The sequence below is a fragment of the Variimorphobacter sp. HTMS_6 genome, from assembly GCF_059717775.1.
In genome coordinates, this window is the sequence record NZ_AP046094.1 from 1,114,486 (window position 1) to 1,130,670 (window position 16,185).

General features: G+C 36.0%; 14 protein-coding genes. 11 read left to right on the forward strand and 3 right to left on the reverse strand.

What is annotated here, in order from left to right; genetic code table 11:
• Window positions 1-177: 177 nt before the first annotated feature.
• Together argB and AC6IWN_RS04930 are read left to right on the forward strand one after the other, a co-directional pair.
• The gene (gene argB / locus AC6IWN_RS04925) at window positions 178-1,062 is read left to right on the forward strand and encodes an acetylglutamate kinase (protein ID WP_497992168.1); all 885 of its coding nucleotides are present in this window, start codon (window positions 178-180) and stop codon (window positions 1,060-1,062) included.
• Window positions 1,063-1,084: 22 nt separating this feature from the next.
• Entirely contained in the window at window positions 1,085-2,275 is a 1,191-nt protein-coding gene (locus AC6IWN_RS04930; RefSeq protein ID WP_497991259.1) for an aspartate aminotransferase family protein, read from the forward strand.
• 115 nt (window positions 2,276-2,390) lie between these two features.
• Here AC6IWN_RS04930 and AC6IWN_RS04935 read toward each other — a convergent pair whose 3' ends face one another.
• Window positions 2,391-2,966, reverse strand: a complete 576-nt coding sequence (locus AC6IWN_RS04935) for a DUF4362 domain-containing protein (RefSeq protein ID WP_497991260.1) — start codon at window positions 2,964-2,966, stop codon at window positions 2,391-2,393.
• Between the two features lie 328 nt (window positions 2,967-3,294).
• Here AC6IWN_RS04935 and AC6IWN_RS04940 point away from each other — a divergent pair, with 328 nt between their 5' ends.
• Genes AC6IWN_RS04940 through AC6IWN_RS04950 form a run of 3 tightly spaced genes read left to right on the forward strand, consistent with a single transcriptional unit; the run spans window position 3,295 to window position 6,689 of the window.
• Window positions 3,295-4,251 carry an AAA family ATPase gene (locus AC6IWN_RS04940; protein ID WP_497991261.1) on the forward strand — a complete coding sequence of 319 codons (957 nt, stop codon included), beginning with the start codon at window positions 3,295-3,297 and terminating at the stop codon, window positions 4,249-4,251.
• Window positions 4,252-4,287: 36 nt separating this feature from the next.
• Window positions 4,288-5,409: a DUF58 domain-containing protein gene (locus AC6IWN_RS04945; RefSeq protein ID WP_497991262.1), complete on the forward strand. Its 1,122-nt coding sequence runs from the start codon at window positions 4,288-4,290 to the stop codon at window positions 5,407-5,409.
• Window positions 5,410-5,429: 20 nt separating this feature from the next.
• Window positions 5,430-6,689, forward strand: coding sequence for a hypothetical protein (locus AC6IWN_RS04950; RefSeq protein ID WP_497991263.1), 1,260 nt, complete (start codon window positions 5,430-5,432; stop codon window positions 6,687-6,689).
• A 296-nt stretch (window positions 6,690-6,985) separates the two neighbouring features.
• Here AC6IWN_RS04950 and AC6IWN_RS04955 read toward each other — a convergent pair whose 3' ends face one another.
• Together AC6IWN_RS04955 and AC6IWN_RS04960 are read right to left on the reverse strand one after the other, a co-directional pair.
• Window positions 6,986-7,291: a hypothetical protein gene (locus tag AC6IWN_RS04955; protein WP_497987795.1), complete on the reverse strand. Its 306-nt coding sequence runs from the start codon at window positions 7,289-7,291 to the stop codon at window positions 6,986-6,988.
• The gene (locus tag AC6IWN_RS04960) at window positions 7,288-8,598 is read right to left on the reverse strand and encodes an IS30 family transposase (RefSeq protein WP_497991264.1); all 1,311 of its coding nucleotides are present in this window, start codon (window positions 8,596-8,598) and stop codon (window positions 7,288-7,290) included. The genes AC6IWN_RS04955 and AC6IWN_RS04960 overlap by 4 nt, the downstream gene beginning before the upstream one ends.
• Before the next feature lie 317 nt (window positions 8,599-8,915).
• Between AC6IWN_RS04960 and AC6IWN_RS04965 the strand changes: the two genes are divergently transcribed.
• From AC6IWN_RS04965 to AC6IWN_RS04990, 6 genes are all read left to right on the forward strand, one after another.
• Entirely contained in the window at window positions 8,916-9,365 is a 450-nt protein-coding gene (locus tag AC6IWN_RS04965) for a DMT family transporter (RefSeq protein ID WP_497992169.1), read from the forward strand.
• 122 nt (window positions 9,366-9,487) lie between these two features.
• Window positions 9,488-10,216, forward strand: a complete 729-nt coding sequence (locus AC6IWN_RS04970) for a helix-hairpin-helix domain-containing protein (protein ID WP_497991265.1) — start codon at window positions 9,488-9,490, stop codon at window positions 10,214-10,216.
• 36 nt (window positions 10,217-10,252) lie between these two features.
• Window positions 10,253-10,951: a response regulator transcription factor gene (locus AC6IWN_RS04975; RefSeq protein ID WP_497991266.1), complete on the forward strand. Its 699-nt coding sequence runs from the start codon at window positions 10,253-10,255 to the stop codon at window positions 10,949-10,951.
• A gap of 25 nt (window positions 10,952-10,976) precedes the next feature.
• Window positions 10,977-12,368: a sensor histidine kinase gene (locus AC6IWN_RS04980; protein ID WP_497991267.1), complete on the forward strand. Its 1,392-nt coding sequence runs from the start codon at window positions 10,977-10,979 to the stop codon at window positions 12,366-12,368.
• Window positions 12,369-12,404: 36 nt separating this feature from the next.
• Window positions 12,405-13,319 (forward strand): GerMN domain-containing protein, encoded by a 915-nt coding sequence (locus AC6IWN_RS04985; RefSeq protein ID WP_497991268.1) that lies wholly within the window; start codon window positions 12,405-12,407, stop codon window positions 13,317-13,319.
• Window positions 13,320-13,778: 459 nt separating this feature from the next.
• Window positions 13,779-16,136, forward strand: a complete 2,358-nt coding sequence (locus AC6IWN_RS04990; protein ID WP_497991269.1) for a DNA internalization-related competence protein ComEC/Rec2 — start codon at window positions 13,779-13,781, stop codon at window positions 16,134-16,136.
• The last annotated feature ends 49 nt before the right edge of the window (window positions 16,137-16,185 follow it).

Below are 16,185 nucleotides of genomic sequence, written 5' to 3' on the forward strand. Positions count from 1 at the left end.
GATTGAAGCCGACCCGAGTCCTATACACAGTATAGAATATTTCCGGATGGAATTCCTGAGGAGGTTCACAAATCAAACTGCCCTGAGGAATCCTTTCGGGAACTCCACAACATAAACCTTTGTTAACAATTACTATAAACGTATCATTATCTTGAAAGGATGTAAAAAATGGAACAAATGGATCAGATATTAATTAAGGCAGGAACTCTGATTGAGGCACTCCCTTACATACAAAAGTTTAACAATAAGAAGGTAGTAGTAAAGTACGGCGGCAGCGCGATGCTTGACGAGAATCTCCAACTGAATGTTATTAAAGATGTTGCTTTATTGAAGCTGGTTGGTATGAAACCGATTATTGTACACGGTGGTGGTAAGGAGATTACAAAATGGCTTGGCTTGCTCGGTCATGAATCCAAATTCATAGAGGGATTAAGAGTAACCGATGACCAGACGATGGAAGTAGCAGAGATGGTTCTTGGCAAAGTAAATAAGAATCTGGTTCAGTTGGTGGAGAAGCTTGGTGTAAAAGCGGTCGGCATCAGCGGTAAGGATGGAAGCACGTTAATGGTAGATAAGAAGACGGTTAACGGTCAGGATATCGGATTTGTTGGAAATATCAAAGAAGTCAATCCTCAGTTGATCAATACCTTAATTGATAACGATTTTGTTCCGATTATCGCCCCAATCGGTGTGGATGAAGATTATAAGAATTATAATATCAATGCGGATGATGCTGCTTGCGCGGTAGCTACAGCAATCGGCGCAGAAAAATTAGTTTTCTTAACGGATATTGAAGGTGTATATGCTGACCCAAACGATAAAAGTTCTCTTATATCTGTTCTTACACTTGATAGAGCGGATGAATTATTTGAGAGCGGGTTTATTGGAGGAGGAATGCTTCCGAAGTTGAAGAATTGCGTGGACGCAGTAAGAAACGGCGTATCCAGAGTGCATATTCTGGATGGTAGAATGGAGCATTGCTTATTGTTAGAATTCTTCACGAATAAAGGAATCGGTACTGCAATAATTGACCAGGTAAGCTTGTTTGAAAATGAAAAATAAATAATCGATAGCAGGGGAGAGGATGAAGATGAATCAGTATATTGATGATGCAGAAAAGGTATTGATGCATACCTATAACCGCTATCAGGTTGTGCTTGATCACGGTGATGGCGTGTATCTATATGATACGAAGAATAAAAAATATCTTGATTTTGCAGCAGGAATCGCAGTATTTGCATTAGGCTATGGGAACAAAGTATTTAACGATGCATTAAAGGATCAGATTGATAAGGTGTTGCACACCTCTAATTTATATTATAATGCTCCGGCAGTCTCGGCTGCAAAGAAGATAACGAAGGCAACCGGATTAGACAGGGTTTTCTTTACCAGTAGTGGTACTGAAGCAATTGAAGGGGCTGTAAAACTTGCCAGAAAATATTATTACAAAAAGCACGGGATAGCAAACAGCCAGATTATCTCCATGAATAATTCTTTCCACGGCCGTAGTATGGGAGCATTAAGTATCACCGGTACAAAGAAATATAGAGAAGCCTTTGAACCTCTGATCGGGGGAGTGGTTTTTGCAGAATATAATAATTTAGACAGTGTGAAAGAATTAGTAACAGGGAATACTTGCGCTATCATTATGGAGACGGTTCAGGGTGAAGGTGGACTATACCCAGCTGAAAAGGAGTTTGTTCAGGGGGTTAGGAATCTTTGTGATGAGAAGGGCATCCTTTTGATTCTTGACGAAATTCAGTGCGGTATGGGACGAACCGGTACGATGTATGCCTATGAGCAATATGGTATTAAGCCGGATATCGTAACTACGGCAAAGGCACTCGGTTGTGGTGTTCCGGTGGGCGCATTTGTAGCGACCGAGCAGGTAGCAGCAGCGTTTGAACCCGGTGATCACGGAACTACGTACGGCGGGAATCCATTTGTTACCGCAGCTGTAGACGCGGTATTTGACATCTTTGAACAAGATGGAATACCCGCACATGTGAAGCAGATTTCTTCCTATCTGGAGAAACAACTGGACTCTTTGGTTGAGAAATATGATTGTGTCGTAGAACGACGTGGCATGGGGTTGATGCAAGGACTAGAGTTTTCTATGCCGGTTAAAGATATTATTCCGAAGGTGATGGATCAAGGGTTAATATTAATCGCAGCCGGAACCAATGTGATTCGATTTGTTCCACCGTTGGTAATTGAGAAGCACCATGTAGATGAAATGATTGGAATACTAGATAACGTAATCGGAAATATTTAATGCTCAAAAATTATAAAAAATTAGTTTGTTTGAAAAAGCCGCAAAACCCTAGGTTTTGTGGCTTTTCATCGCTACATTATACCAAAGACTGCTAACAACTTAAAATCGCTTATGCTTATTTACTGACATAATCAAATTTTAGAAAATCACAATCAAAACCATTTTTATAGTCTTTTGCTGTTATTTTATCAAGATTTGTTACAAAATAATATAATTTTCCATCATCCTGATATGTTACAAGATTTTTATATGTTTTTACTGCGATTTTTGAAACACTTCCAAATTTATCTCTAGTGGCATCATAAATAACTTTAAAACGAGAATTCTTATATAAAAAATCTGTGATTATTGGGTCTCCCTCTATTGTATATAATACCGTTCTAACGGATGCATTTTCCTTGTTTGAAACTTTCTTTAAAAAGTCATCCATTGCTTCATTGTTTGATATTTCTACATCAATCCTAACATAATCCCCATTTGCAATAGCGGTTTCAAGGGGATAATCTTTAGGTGAATCTTTCAGTGGAATGGTCTGTTTTATAGTTTCAGTAGGCTTACTTACGGAAACTGTGGGGGTCGTTTTGATCGAAGCAGTTGGTTTCTGTATCTCTTGCTCTTTTGGCTGTACCTTAGTGCCACAACCTGACAATAAAATTAATAAAAGAATTAATAACAATACAAGTTTCTTCATAAAATAGCCTCCCTTTATTTATATGATTAAATGCAACAATATATAAATTTGTTTCATTCCAGTCGATTAAAATATAAATGACGAACAGTTCACTATAGTAAACGAGCATTATGTATGGTAATATTATACATTACATGTTGTTCTAATAGCAATATTCATTATCAAACGAATGATAGTCCGTCAAATGAAAATAACATTAAGGGAGAAGATCCTATTAGTTAAATATATCTCACAATTTTAATAGTTAAAATTTAGATAATATGTCCATATTATACCTAATGCAGTTTATTTATAATTACAGGAGAAAGAATGGAAAGGAAGTTATGATATGGATATTCAAGAGTTGAGTATAAAAGCAGCAGCAATGAAAGAAAATGTTGAAAAGGTTATCATAGGAAAATCAGATACGATTACACTCATAATTACTGCATTGGTTGCAAATGGTCATGTATTGTTAGAAGATGTTCCGGGTACCGGTAAAACGGTTATGGCAAAATCATTGGCAAAATCCATTCATGCTGATTTCAAAAGAATTCAGTTTACACCGGATTTATTGCCGTCTGACATAACAGGTTTGAATTTTTATAACCAGAAGTTAGCTGAGTTTACTTTTCGTAAAGGACCTGCCTTTACCAATATATTGTTAGCAGATGAAATTAATCGTGCTACTCCAAGAACGCAATCCAGTTTATTGGAATGCATGGAAGAAAAGCAAATTACAATTGATGGGGAAACAAGAAGCTTAGAGAAACCATTTTTAGTAATTGCAACTCAAAATCCAGTCGAAACGGCAGGAACATTTCCTTTACCTGAGGCGCAGTTGGATCGCTTCCTGATGCAGATTAATATTGGATTCCCGGAAGTCAATGAAGAAATTGAGATATTAAACCGTTTTATTTTGGATAATCCATTGGAAAGCATCGTTCCCGTATGTACGAAAGAAGATCTCATTATGATGCAGGAGTGCATAAAATCCGTATATATTCACCCAACATTAATGGAGTATATAATAGAAATAGTACATAAAACTAGAACCCATAAAGAATTATCATTGGGGGTGAGCCCAAGAGGAAGTCTTGCGCTGTTAAGAGCAGTTCAGGCATATTCCGCCATTTGTGGAACGGACTATGTTACTCCTGAAACCATTCAATACCTTGCGCCTTATGTGTTGTCACATCGACTGATTTTAAGAAACTCATTCCAAAAAAGCGAATCGGGTTTAGATATTATAAAGGAGATTTTACGTGATACACCTGTGCCTACAGAAGAATTTCATAGAAGATAAGGTAGACACTAATATGAGGAAGGGCAGGTTATTTATATGATAATTGTTATAGTACTCCTGATCATATTATTATTGCATCAATTACTGAATTACATATTCAATCATATCTGGATGAAAAATCTGACGGTCAACCTACGCTTATCAGATGATATGGCCATAGAGGGGCAAACGTTGTTGCTGCAGGAAACAGTAACGAATCGAAAATGGATGCCTCTACTGGCGGTACAGGTTAAATTCATGGTATCAAAGAATTTATTATTTGAGGACAATAATAATTCTATGATTTCAGATCAGTATTATAGAAATGATATGCTATCGTTAATGATGTATCAACGAGTTACCAGAACATTAACGTTTCAATGTACTCGGAGAGGTTATTATACCATTAATCAGATTTGTGTTGTATGCTCTAATTTATTTATGACTTCAGAAAAATTAAAGAACTATGATCAGGATATTCGCCTATTTGTATATCCTAAGTTAGTAGATTATGCAAGGATTGAAGTGCCTTTTCTAAAAATGCTAGGAACCGTCTTAATAAAGCGATTTATAAACGAAGATCCCTTTGAATTTCGAAGCATCAGAGAATACCAATCCTATGATAATTTAAAGTCGGTGAACTGGAAAGCTTCTGCAAAGACCGGTTCGTTAAAAGTAAACGTGAATGATTACACCTCATCACAGAAAATTAAAATACTGATCAACACTGAAAATGAAGGGCTCCGGATTTTTGAGGATATACAGGAAGAAAGTATACGAGTTGGGGCAACGTTAGCAGTGGAATTCATAAAACAAGGGATCGAAGTATCTGTATTTACCAATGCAAAGGACATCATAACTAAAGAAATTCTGGATATTCCCGCAGGATGTGGAAAAGATCACATACGCTCATTAATGGAGGCTCTATCAAGAATAGATACGACTTTGAGTGCAGCCCCGTTTGTTTCAACAATTAATGATAAATTAATTAATCGTGTAGATGAAGACTATATCATAATAATATCCGCCTACCAAAAAGAGGATCTACAGAACTTATTATTAGAACAGCTGGAATTGCACAAGGATTTTTCCTGGTTTATTCCAACGAATAATGAAGTTAAGCTACATGTGTGTAATGAGTTGATGCCGCAGGTGATTTCATGGGAGTTGATAACCTAGCATAAGGAAAGGAGAGTAAGGTGAATAATAAACAATATCTATTCGTTGTTGATATAATTAATATTATATTAAGACTCATAATCTCCATTTGTATCATTGGTTTTGTGTTTCTGGTGCTTACCGGTAATATGAATTACTTTGGTACAGTATGGTATATTATCCCTGTGCCTTTTATTTCATACTGGATCAATAAAAAAGCAAAATCACTGTGGGCTTTTGCTCTTTTACACCTATTGTTAATAATGCCATACCTATTACTGCTTCATGATATCATCATGCTTACAGTATACGGTCTTTATCTGTGTATTCTGATAACTATAACTGTTATCATGCGTATAAAGAAAAAAAGTAATCTGGTAAATACAAATATTATCTATATTTTGACCATCATAGCGATGTATTTTTTTAGTGATTCATTGAAATCAAATACATGGAAAGAAGTATTTATATGGTTGTCTTTTGTTTATATATTTTTGTACTTTATCAATCAGTATATAATAAATTTTAATAATTATTTTTTAAAGTATGAAAGAATGAAACACATACCAATCCATCAAATTGAGGTCAATAACCACTTTATATTTGGTGCATTTATCATACTTTGTGGTGGTGCAATACTTCTTATTTCTCAACTGCCGCTACATAGTATATTATCATTCGTTGGAAATATCCTGCTTAAAGTAATTATGGCTATTGTGTATTTGTTTCTTCCGAAAAAGGTAAAGGAAGTAAAGCCGGATAAATCAGATCATGGAATTGGTAGACCACCGATCATTCCACAAGGTCATCATCCGATATTAGATGCGATAGGCACAATCTTATACGTTTCAATCATCCTATTAATCGTAACAGGAATAATCTATTGCATAATACTTCTTTTCAAGAAGTTCTATTGGAATAAGTTCAAAGCGGTAGAGGATAAGGTGGAATTTATCTCTCCCTTTGAAACGAAAGAGAAGATTAAGAAAAAAGACAATTCTTTTACACAAAAACTGTATCAAGTCATCTTCGGTAAATCAAACAATGAGAAAATTAGAAAACAATATTATAATGCAATTGTCACGAAGGCCAATCACGATCAGTTGACCAAGGATATGACACCCACGAAATTGAGTCGGTATGCGATCGGTGCTTCAGATGATAAGGACGTAGATGTGCAAAAAGAAAATGAGCTCACTAAAATATATGAAAAGGCAAGATATAGTAAGCAGGAATGTAATAAACAAGATCTTATAAAGGCAAAAGAATTAATAAACGGGAAACTCCGAAAGCATTCATAGTTCGGAGTTTTTTCTTGTTGAGAAAAGGTTGAGAAAAGGTCAATTGACAGGGTAAGTTCTAGTTTGCCATAGTAAACCTCTAGTCCCATGACAGTAAAGTAGTGGAGATCAAGAATGAATTGCTATGTTCTCTTAAAACTAATGCATTTTGGTGATTATAGGTGTAAAATTGGACTTAGGTAAGGAAAAAAGGGCGCAATTCAGCGCGAGTGAGATTTAGTCATTTTTTTGCCAGAGTAAATTCCACCCGTCAATGGAGTTATGTGATGCTGTGTCCCGGTTTGGTTTATTGGTGGTTAGATTTCATCTTTTGATAAGAAACATTTTAAGTCATCATTCCAGTATGTTTGATGTTCGGGGCCTTTCCAGTAGTCCCATGGGCCACTGGAATATCCAATCTCTAACCGATATGCTTGTAGGAAGTTGAGTGGCATATCGTCAGAATCTAAGTAATCCCATGGATTGGAATCGATGTCATGGCCTTTACGGACCCATTCACGTAGATTTTTGCGTTCATCTAGCGTCATTGGGACACATTCCTCCATTTCGTGAAGCGCTTCAAGGTTGATTTGATAACTAATGGATTTTTTATCGTACATCATAATTCGACCTCCTTATCAAAAATAGATTTATTGAGTGTCACATCCTGGGGAGGAATACGGTGGCACTCAAGTAAATCTAGAATGTCTTTGCCATAGAGGAAGGCAAACATATCGTAAGGAGATTTGTCACCAATACTTTCTCTGCTATACGAATTAATGTGATCCATCATTCGATTGATATCTTTCTGAGTATATGGCTCTAAATCAGTGCCTTTGGGCAAAAAACATCTTATAAATTCATGATTGCGCTCAGCCGATCCTTTCTGATAAGGTGCGTTGGGATTGCAATAAAAGATATGTGTTCTTTGGTTCCCCAACACATCAAACTCAATTGCCTTTGGGTTGGAGAACTCACTTCCATTGTCAGCGAGACATACTCGGAAAATCCGTGTGAAATATTTCGATCCAAGGATTCGGTATAGTGCATTAAAAATCGCTATGACTGACTTAGAATCGTTATGATCACGGAGGAAAGCAAGCATCATTTCAGTATTCACAAAGTGAATTGTAAGCAGAACTTTTCCGCTTTTTTTGCCCTCAACAGAGTCGAGTTGAGTAATGGGGACATCCGGATGATTGGTTAGGAAGGCTTGAAAGCATTCATAATTGCGTCCAATGCGACATGATTTGTCCACTTTTAGCTGAATTGTTTTTTTGCGAGAATGGTAGCGAACTTTCCTAGGAAGATCAAGGTTCATTGCAGAAAGAACACGAGCATCTACTAATCGATAAATCGTGCGCTCACTGATCATGATGGAGTCACGATTTGTTACATAAATATGATGAGGAGACTGTTGTTGCTTGATAAGAGGAGAGATAAGATCATCAAGATACAGAACCTCTTCTTCGGAAAGAGAGATGCCAGATCTAGTCTCTGAAAGAATCAAGCGATATTCCTTATGAGCTTCTTCTGCATAGTAATAGCGTTTTTCGAGGCTGCATTGAAATCTTTTTGAGCATCCATTGCAGACATACGGTGGTTTTTCCAAAAGAAAGCATAGAGTTTTTTGAAAGTCCTTACAAAAAGAGTTGCACATGGAGCAGTGTTTACAAAGCTTGAATCTGCGATCGGTATTGCAGGGACTACAGAGGTGAGTTTTTGAACAGGAAAAGCGATGCTGACATGCATTGTAACGAGTGTGCATACCTCCGATACGTCGAAAGACTAGATGGGAACGTATCTCTTTTGAAATCGTCGTAGGATCCTTGAAAAGAACCCGCCCAATTTCCTTGAAGCATGCTTTGTCCTTTAGCATGGATTGGATAGTTGAGCGATCTTCTAGCGTTAAATGTTTATTATTGGCCATGTTGGTACCTCCTTATTTACCGGGACATAGCAACATAACTATAACATAAATGAGTTTGACAAATAAACTGTAAGGTAAACGGTATGGACATAGATTGCCAAAGTAAAATCAGCTTTTGAAAGATGCGGACTGGAATTTACTTTGGCAATTAACGAAGGTTGAGAAAATCGAGAAAAAGGTTATTTAAACGGAACTGTTTTAGAGATACCTCGTCTAATTATTATCCATTTGTATTGCGCCCAACCATTGAATAGTGATACCCGAACTTGGAAATGTTAAGAGAGAAAATTAATCTTAATGAAAGGTTTGGTATGATTATGTTAGGTATTCTGATTGCTGTTATTTCCGGTTCATTAATGAGTATACAGGGTGTGTTTAATACTGGTGTTACAAAGCAGTCAGGTATTTGGGTGACCGCAAGTTTTGTACAGTTCACAGCCTTACTGGTTTGTCTTGGCGCCTGGGTTACATCAGGAAGAGAGGGTTCATTTGCCTCTTTATTAAAAGTGGATCATAAATATATGTTGCTTGGAGGTGTGTTAGGAGCATTTATCACGTACACGGTAATAAAAAGCGTGGACACATTAGGGCCAGCTATGGCTAATATTTTTATTATTAGCGCCCAACTAATAATTGCTTATTTGATTGAGGTGTTTGGTATCTGTGGATGTGAAAAAGTCCCATTTGAATGGAAGAAATTGATAGGTGTAATTCTTATTATATCAGGTATTGTGATTTTTTATTGGAATCGCGAAAAATGTATATGATAATTTTTTAAAACTAGTTATTATTCCTATTGTAAAAGGTGGGCAAATTATGTAAAATAAGATTGTCTTATGAAAAGTATAGAGGGTACTTTTAAGTCTTCTTTGAATAAAGGAAGATGAATATGAATAAGAACATAAATAAGAAAATAATAATTACAGGATTATCCTGTGCTTTTTTACTGATTACCGGTCTATGTTATAGTTGTTCTTATAAGGATTCCGGTAAGTCAGGACTTCAAACGACTTTAACTGAAACTACACCTTCTCCGAACCCTTCGCAGGGAAGCGGACAAAATAGCTCAGCGAAACAGAAGGATGTGGATGCAAAAAATAGTGCGAAAGATGATTCAACTGAGGGCACATTGATTAATACAGAGCTCTACATTCATTTATGTGGTGCAGTAGCTAAACCGGGTGTATACCGTGCTCAAGAAGGTGCCAGATTAAGTGATTTAATCAAACTGGCAGGTGGATTGCGTAAAAATGCTGCGGGAGATTATATAAATCAGGCCAAGAAAGTGATTGACGGACAACGTATTTACATTCCTACCGTACAAGAGGTATCAAAACTTTCGAAAGATCAGTATATTGAAGGGGATAAATCTTCGGATAGTGGCAATAATCAAGATACGACAGAGCAAACAGATTCTAACGGAGATTTAGTCAATATAAACACCGCCACGGCGGAGCAATTAATGAATCTTCCTGGAATCGGTCAGTCGAAAGCAGAGAGTATCATAAGTTATAGAACAAAGAACGGACAGTTTAAAAAAGTAGAAGATGTTATGAAGATTTCTGGAATTAAAGAGGGGTTATTTGGTAAAATAAAGTCATACATTTGCGTGAAATAATTGCCATATAACCATACTATAATATGAGGTGATAAGATGGCGAAAAGAGTACTTGTTGTTGATGATGAAAAATTAATCGTGAAAGGCATCCGCTTTAGCTTAGAGCAAGATGGCATGGAAGTAGACTGTGCATTTGATGGAGAAGAGGCTTTAGAGGCAGCAAAAAAGAAAGAGTATGATGTGATTTTACTGGATGTTATGCTTCCTAAGCTGACCGGCTTTGAAGTATGTCAGCAAATCAGGGAATTCTCAAGTATGCCGATTATTATGCTGACTGCTAAAGGGGATGATATGGATAAAATCCTCGGATTAGAGTATGGTGCTGATGATTATATTACAAAGCCATTTAATATATTAGAAGTAAAAGCAAGAATAAAGGCAATTATTCGCCGAAGCAGCAAGAATGTTGCTAATAACAATGCTGATATGAAGCAAATAACATTCGGCGATATGAAAATCGACTGCGAAAATAGAAGAGTATATATTAGCAACAAGGAAGTAAATTTAACAGCGAAAGAATTCGATTTATTGGAGTTACTTGTATTTAATCCAAACAAGGTTTACAGCCGTGAGAATCTGCTGAACATCGTATGGGGATATGATTATCCTGGTGATGTAAGAACAGTGGATGTTCACATTCGTAGATTACGTGAAAAAATCGAAAGCAATCCAAGTGAGCCAAAATATATACATACAAAATGGGGTGTAGGTTATTATTTCCAGAATCAAGAGTAAATTACATTTTTTAAATAGTATGAGAATGTACCTGCTGATAATTTTTATTATCTTAGGTGTGGTTCCTCTTTCCTTTTTTTCCTTTGTATTATTAAACACATATCAGGATAAGGCTATCACCAATCAGATATTAAAGTTACAAAATCAGGGAAATGTTCTCTCGAATAAGTTGAGTTCCTCCGTGTTTCTAACCTCCGGTGAGGATCCTGATGTAGAAAATGAAGTAACGCGTTTTGCAAATATATATCAGGGTAGAATTATAATAGTCAATGATACACTTAAAGTTATTAAGGATACTTATTCCCTTGAGGAAGGGAAGTTCCTTATCTCTGAGGATGTAATCAAATGTTTGGGCGGAGATGCTTCTAGGGCAACTAATTATAAGTCATCAAATTATATTCGATTGACAATTCCAATCTTGAAAAATCAATCAAAGGATATAATGGGTGTTATCGTGATGAGTGTTTCTACCAAGGATATTCAAAGTATTCGTGATAGCTTGGAGCGAAGGATTTTATTGTTTGCAGTGACATTAGGAGTGTTGATTGTTGTATTTGCAATTTATTTCTCAGCTACATTGACGAACCCATTAACGAATGTGGTAAATTCAATAGACCGAATGTCCGAAGGTTATAATATGGATGAGGGCATATCGGTGAAGGGATATAATGAGATTGAAAAGATATCGGATTCATTTAATCATATGATTAAGCGGATGCAGAAGCTGGAGAGTTCCAGGCAGGAATTTGTATCTAATGTATCACATGAATTAAAGACTCCGATTACCTCAATTAAAGTTTTGGCAGATTCTCTTATTATGCAAGAGGAAGCTCCTGTGGAACTCTATCGTGAATTTTTAACCGATATAACAGATGAGATTGAAAGAGAGAACAAGATTATTAATGATCTCTTATCCCTGGTTAAGCTTGATAAAACTGCTGGTGATTTAAATATTACGCCGGTAAATATCAATGAATTATTGGAGCTTATATTAAAACGTCTTACTCCAATTGCTAAGAGACAAAATATTGAAATTATATATGAAAGCTTCCGCCCGGTTGTTGCTGATATTGATGAAGTGAAGTTATCTCTTGCTATCTCGAATCTAATTGAGAATGCTATCAAATATAACACAGAAGATGGATGGGTTAGAGTTTCCTTGAATGCGGATCATAAATATTTCTTTATCAAAGTTGCGGATTCCGGTATCGGTATTCCGGAGGATGCCCAGGATTCGATATTTGAACGATTCTATCGCGTGGACAAGGCAAGGTCCCGTGAGACCGGAGGTACCGGTTTGGGTCTGGCTATCACCAAAAATGTTATCCAGATGCATCGTGGAGCGATTAAGGTATATAGTAAAGAAGGGGAAGGTTCTACATTCAATGTTAGAATACCGCTGAACTTTATCGTTTAATATAGCCGATTTAATATCTTGGATTGGAAGGTAATTATGAAAATAAAGTATGGAATGCTCCTGATATTAATATTATCGATACTTCTTGTCGGATGTGGTGACAATAATAAGAAATCATCATCTTCCAAGGAAGTTAGAGTATATTATATAAATACAAAAACCTCCGGATTAGTGAGTGAGAGCTATAATATGAAAGAAACTGATCCGGTCAAACAGATTCGTGAGTTGTTAACACAAATAAAAAGAAAACCTAAAAATGCCGTTTATAAAAGAGTACTCCCGGAACATATGCCTGTGGAATATGCATTTGACAAGAGGGGTAATTTGATTATTAACTTCGATGAAACCTATAACGAATTATCAGACATCAACAAAATTGTTGGCTGTGCTGCCGTCGTAAAAACTCTTTGTCAAGTGAAAGGGGTGGACGATGTACAGTTCAGTGTCAATCGTCAACCTATGGTGAATTCAAACGGAGATGTTATCGTACCGTTATCGAAGGACGACTTCATAGACAATACAGAAACGAACATGAGCTATAAGATAAAATTGTATTTTACAAACAAAAAAGGCGATATGTTAATGGAAGATACCGCTAATATCAATTACTCCGGAACGGAATCAATTGAAGAACAGTTGGTGCAACTGATGATTGATGGACCAAAGAATCCTAATATGTATCCAACCGTTCCTGAAGGAACGAAACTACTGAATATAACAAAGGCTGATGGTATCTGTACGGTAGGTTTTAATGAGAAGTTTCTTGATAAAATCCCAACTGTGAAGGAAGAAATTGCAATATACTCAATTGTAAATACACTGGTAGAGCTTCCGGATATTAACAAGGTTAAATTTACAATAAACGGTGTGGTTCAAAAGAAGTATATGGAAAATATCAAGTTTGACCAGCCGTTGGAAGCAAATCTCAGCTTGGTAAAAGAGCCAGATTAATGAACCATATTAATGAACCATATTAAAGAATGTTACACTTGATAATAGGATGTTACATACGATATTACATCCTATTATCAAATTTTTCTATCTATCAAATCAAACTAATTCTTATGAAATTATTCTTATAAAATAAATCCTTTTTAAACAAACTAGTTCCTTTGATTCTGTTTCTTAGAAAACAAATTCTTAAACAAAATTTATAAACAAATTTTATCACAAATTGCAATCACAAATTTTATAAACAATTCTTAAAAATAAATCCTATAAAACAAATCCTATAAAACAAATCCTATAAAAACAATTACTTTTAACAAATTCTCATGAAGATTATTCGTTATAAACCAAAACTTATAATACCTATCTTCGAATTAGATTTATCTTAAAACAAACTGCCTGCTATTTTTTATTTTAGGAACTAAATCAATATTATTATAAAACGTATTATATGGAGGCGATATGATTAAACGTCCCTTTATTTTGATTCTTTGCTTTTATCTGTTTGGTATGTTTTTAGCTTGGAAAAGTGCTGTGCTTTTTCTGGTTTTATTAATAATGTTTATAGTTGCGTTAATGATTTATTTGTTTCAATACCGGATTTATAATCAATGGATTACAACGAAAGATAAGTTCCTGTGGTGTCTACCTTTTCTGTTGCTTTTGGGCTTTCTCTCAATGCAGGGTCAGTTAACCAGACCTGAACTGGATCAGGTATTCGACCAGAAGTTAAGTTGTAATGTATCTGGTACCATCTCGATGATTGTACAAAAACAGTCCTCAAGGGCCATTTATATAAAAAATACTACGGTGGAATTGGAGGATAAAAAAGCATATCAATGTGAGAGTATTATTGTATATTGTACAAATCAAAAGAGAGGTTCGTACCAACCGGATGCATCTCTTCAAAAATCCTATCTGGTAGGGAACAAAATAACCATTCACGGTTCCCTTCAAAAGTTTACTTCTGCCTCAAATCCAGGCCAGTTTAACGAAAAATTATATTATCAAATCGAAAATATTGATTATAAAATGCTAGCAGAAAGTATCACTGTTTCTGATGAAAGCTATTCCCGGTTTCATGCGGTGCTGGATTCGATTAAGCAAAGACTTCTGGCTGTGTATGAACAGATTTTGCCTGAGAAAGAAGCTGGTACACTAATTGCGATGATACTTGGTGAAAAATATCTGCTGGATGATGAAATCAAACAATTGTATCAGATGAATGGTATATCCCATGTAATAGCGATATCGGGCTTACATATATCCTTGATTGGTATGTTTGTATTTCATATATTAAAAAGGATAAAACTGCCGATTCTTGTGGCTACCTTTTGCTCCATCTTTATTATCTATAGCTATGGAGTGCTAACTGATTTTAGTGTATCGACCAACCGAGCGGTTGTAATGATGGCGGTGATGCTGTTGGCGGCATTGATTGGGAAAACTTACGATATGCTTTCCTCCCTATCCTTAAGTGCATTTCTTATATTATTGCAAAATCCCCTTCAAATCGTGAGTGCAGGCTTTTTGTTATCCTTTGGCGCGGTACTTGGAATTGCTGTTATTTATCCAGCTTTACAAAAGCTGTATTCGAGTAAAAATGCTATAGTTAATAGCATTTATATTAGCTATAGTGCACAGATATCTACTACGCCGGCGGTAATATATTATTACTATCAATTTCCTCTCTATAGTTTAATTACGAATTTGATTATTCTTCCTTTTGTAACAATCCTTACATTAACATCAATTCTAGCTGGAATCGCCGGAGTTATCTATCTCCCTCTGGGAATCTTCCTAATTGGTGCTTCAAATTATATTCTGAAGTTCTATGAATGGATTTGCAGGATGGGCGGAGCGTTGCCCTACCATCTAATCACGGTTGGAAAGCCGGATGGTGCAAGAATCATGATCTATCTATGTATCATTGCATTGTTTCTATGGCTTGCATATCGCAATCAGAATAAGTTGATTATGCTACTACCGGTTCTGGCACTGGCAATACTTCTTTTGCCTCAGTTAAAAGGAGATTTGGCTGTTATGATGTTGGATGTCGGACAGGGTGATGGGATTGTGTTGCAAAATGAGGAGGGAACAACCTATTTACTCGATGGGGGCAGCAGTGATGTGAAGAATGTGGGAAGATACCGTATCCAGCCATATCTTCTATCTATAGGGATTGACAAAATCGACTATGCAATTGTATCACATTCAGATAATGATCATATATCAGGGTTGAAAGAATTGATGGTGGAGAAGAAGATAAGAATAAAAACCTTAATTCTTCCTATGATTAATGAGAAGGATAACGCTTATCTGGAATTAGAGAAGCTTGCTAAGGAGGAAGGAATAAAAACGCAATATATAAAGCGCGGGGATATCATTCGTGAAGGAGAGCTTATATTTACTTGTCTCCATCCAAAAAAGGATTATACCCCCTCCTCAATTAATGCATATTCTACTGTTCTTCGGTTAAAATATCATGATTTTGATATGCTTTTTACCGGTGATCTTGAGAAGGATGGAGAAGAATTGGTAACTGAGGTGCTATCAACTGGTAACAATGATATGGATGTATTGAAAGTGGCTCATCATGGATCAAAATATTCAACCGGTCAAGATTTACTTTCCCTTATAAAACCTGAGATCTCTCTAATATCCTGTGGCGAAAATAATACCTATGGACATCCTCATATGGAACTGTTGAAACGACTCGACACGGCCGGAAGTAAAACGATGATTACTTATGAGAAGGGAGCGCTTCTGTTAAAGACGGATGGTAAAAAGTTAGAGGTGAAAGGTTATAAGGAGAAGTAAACTTCTTTATTCCATTATTCATAGGATTAACGAAACTAGATTTTCTTTC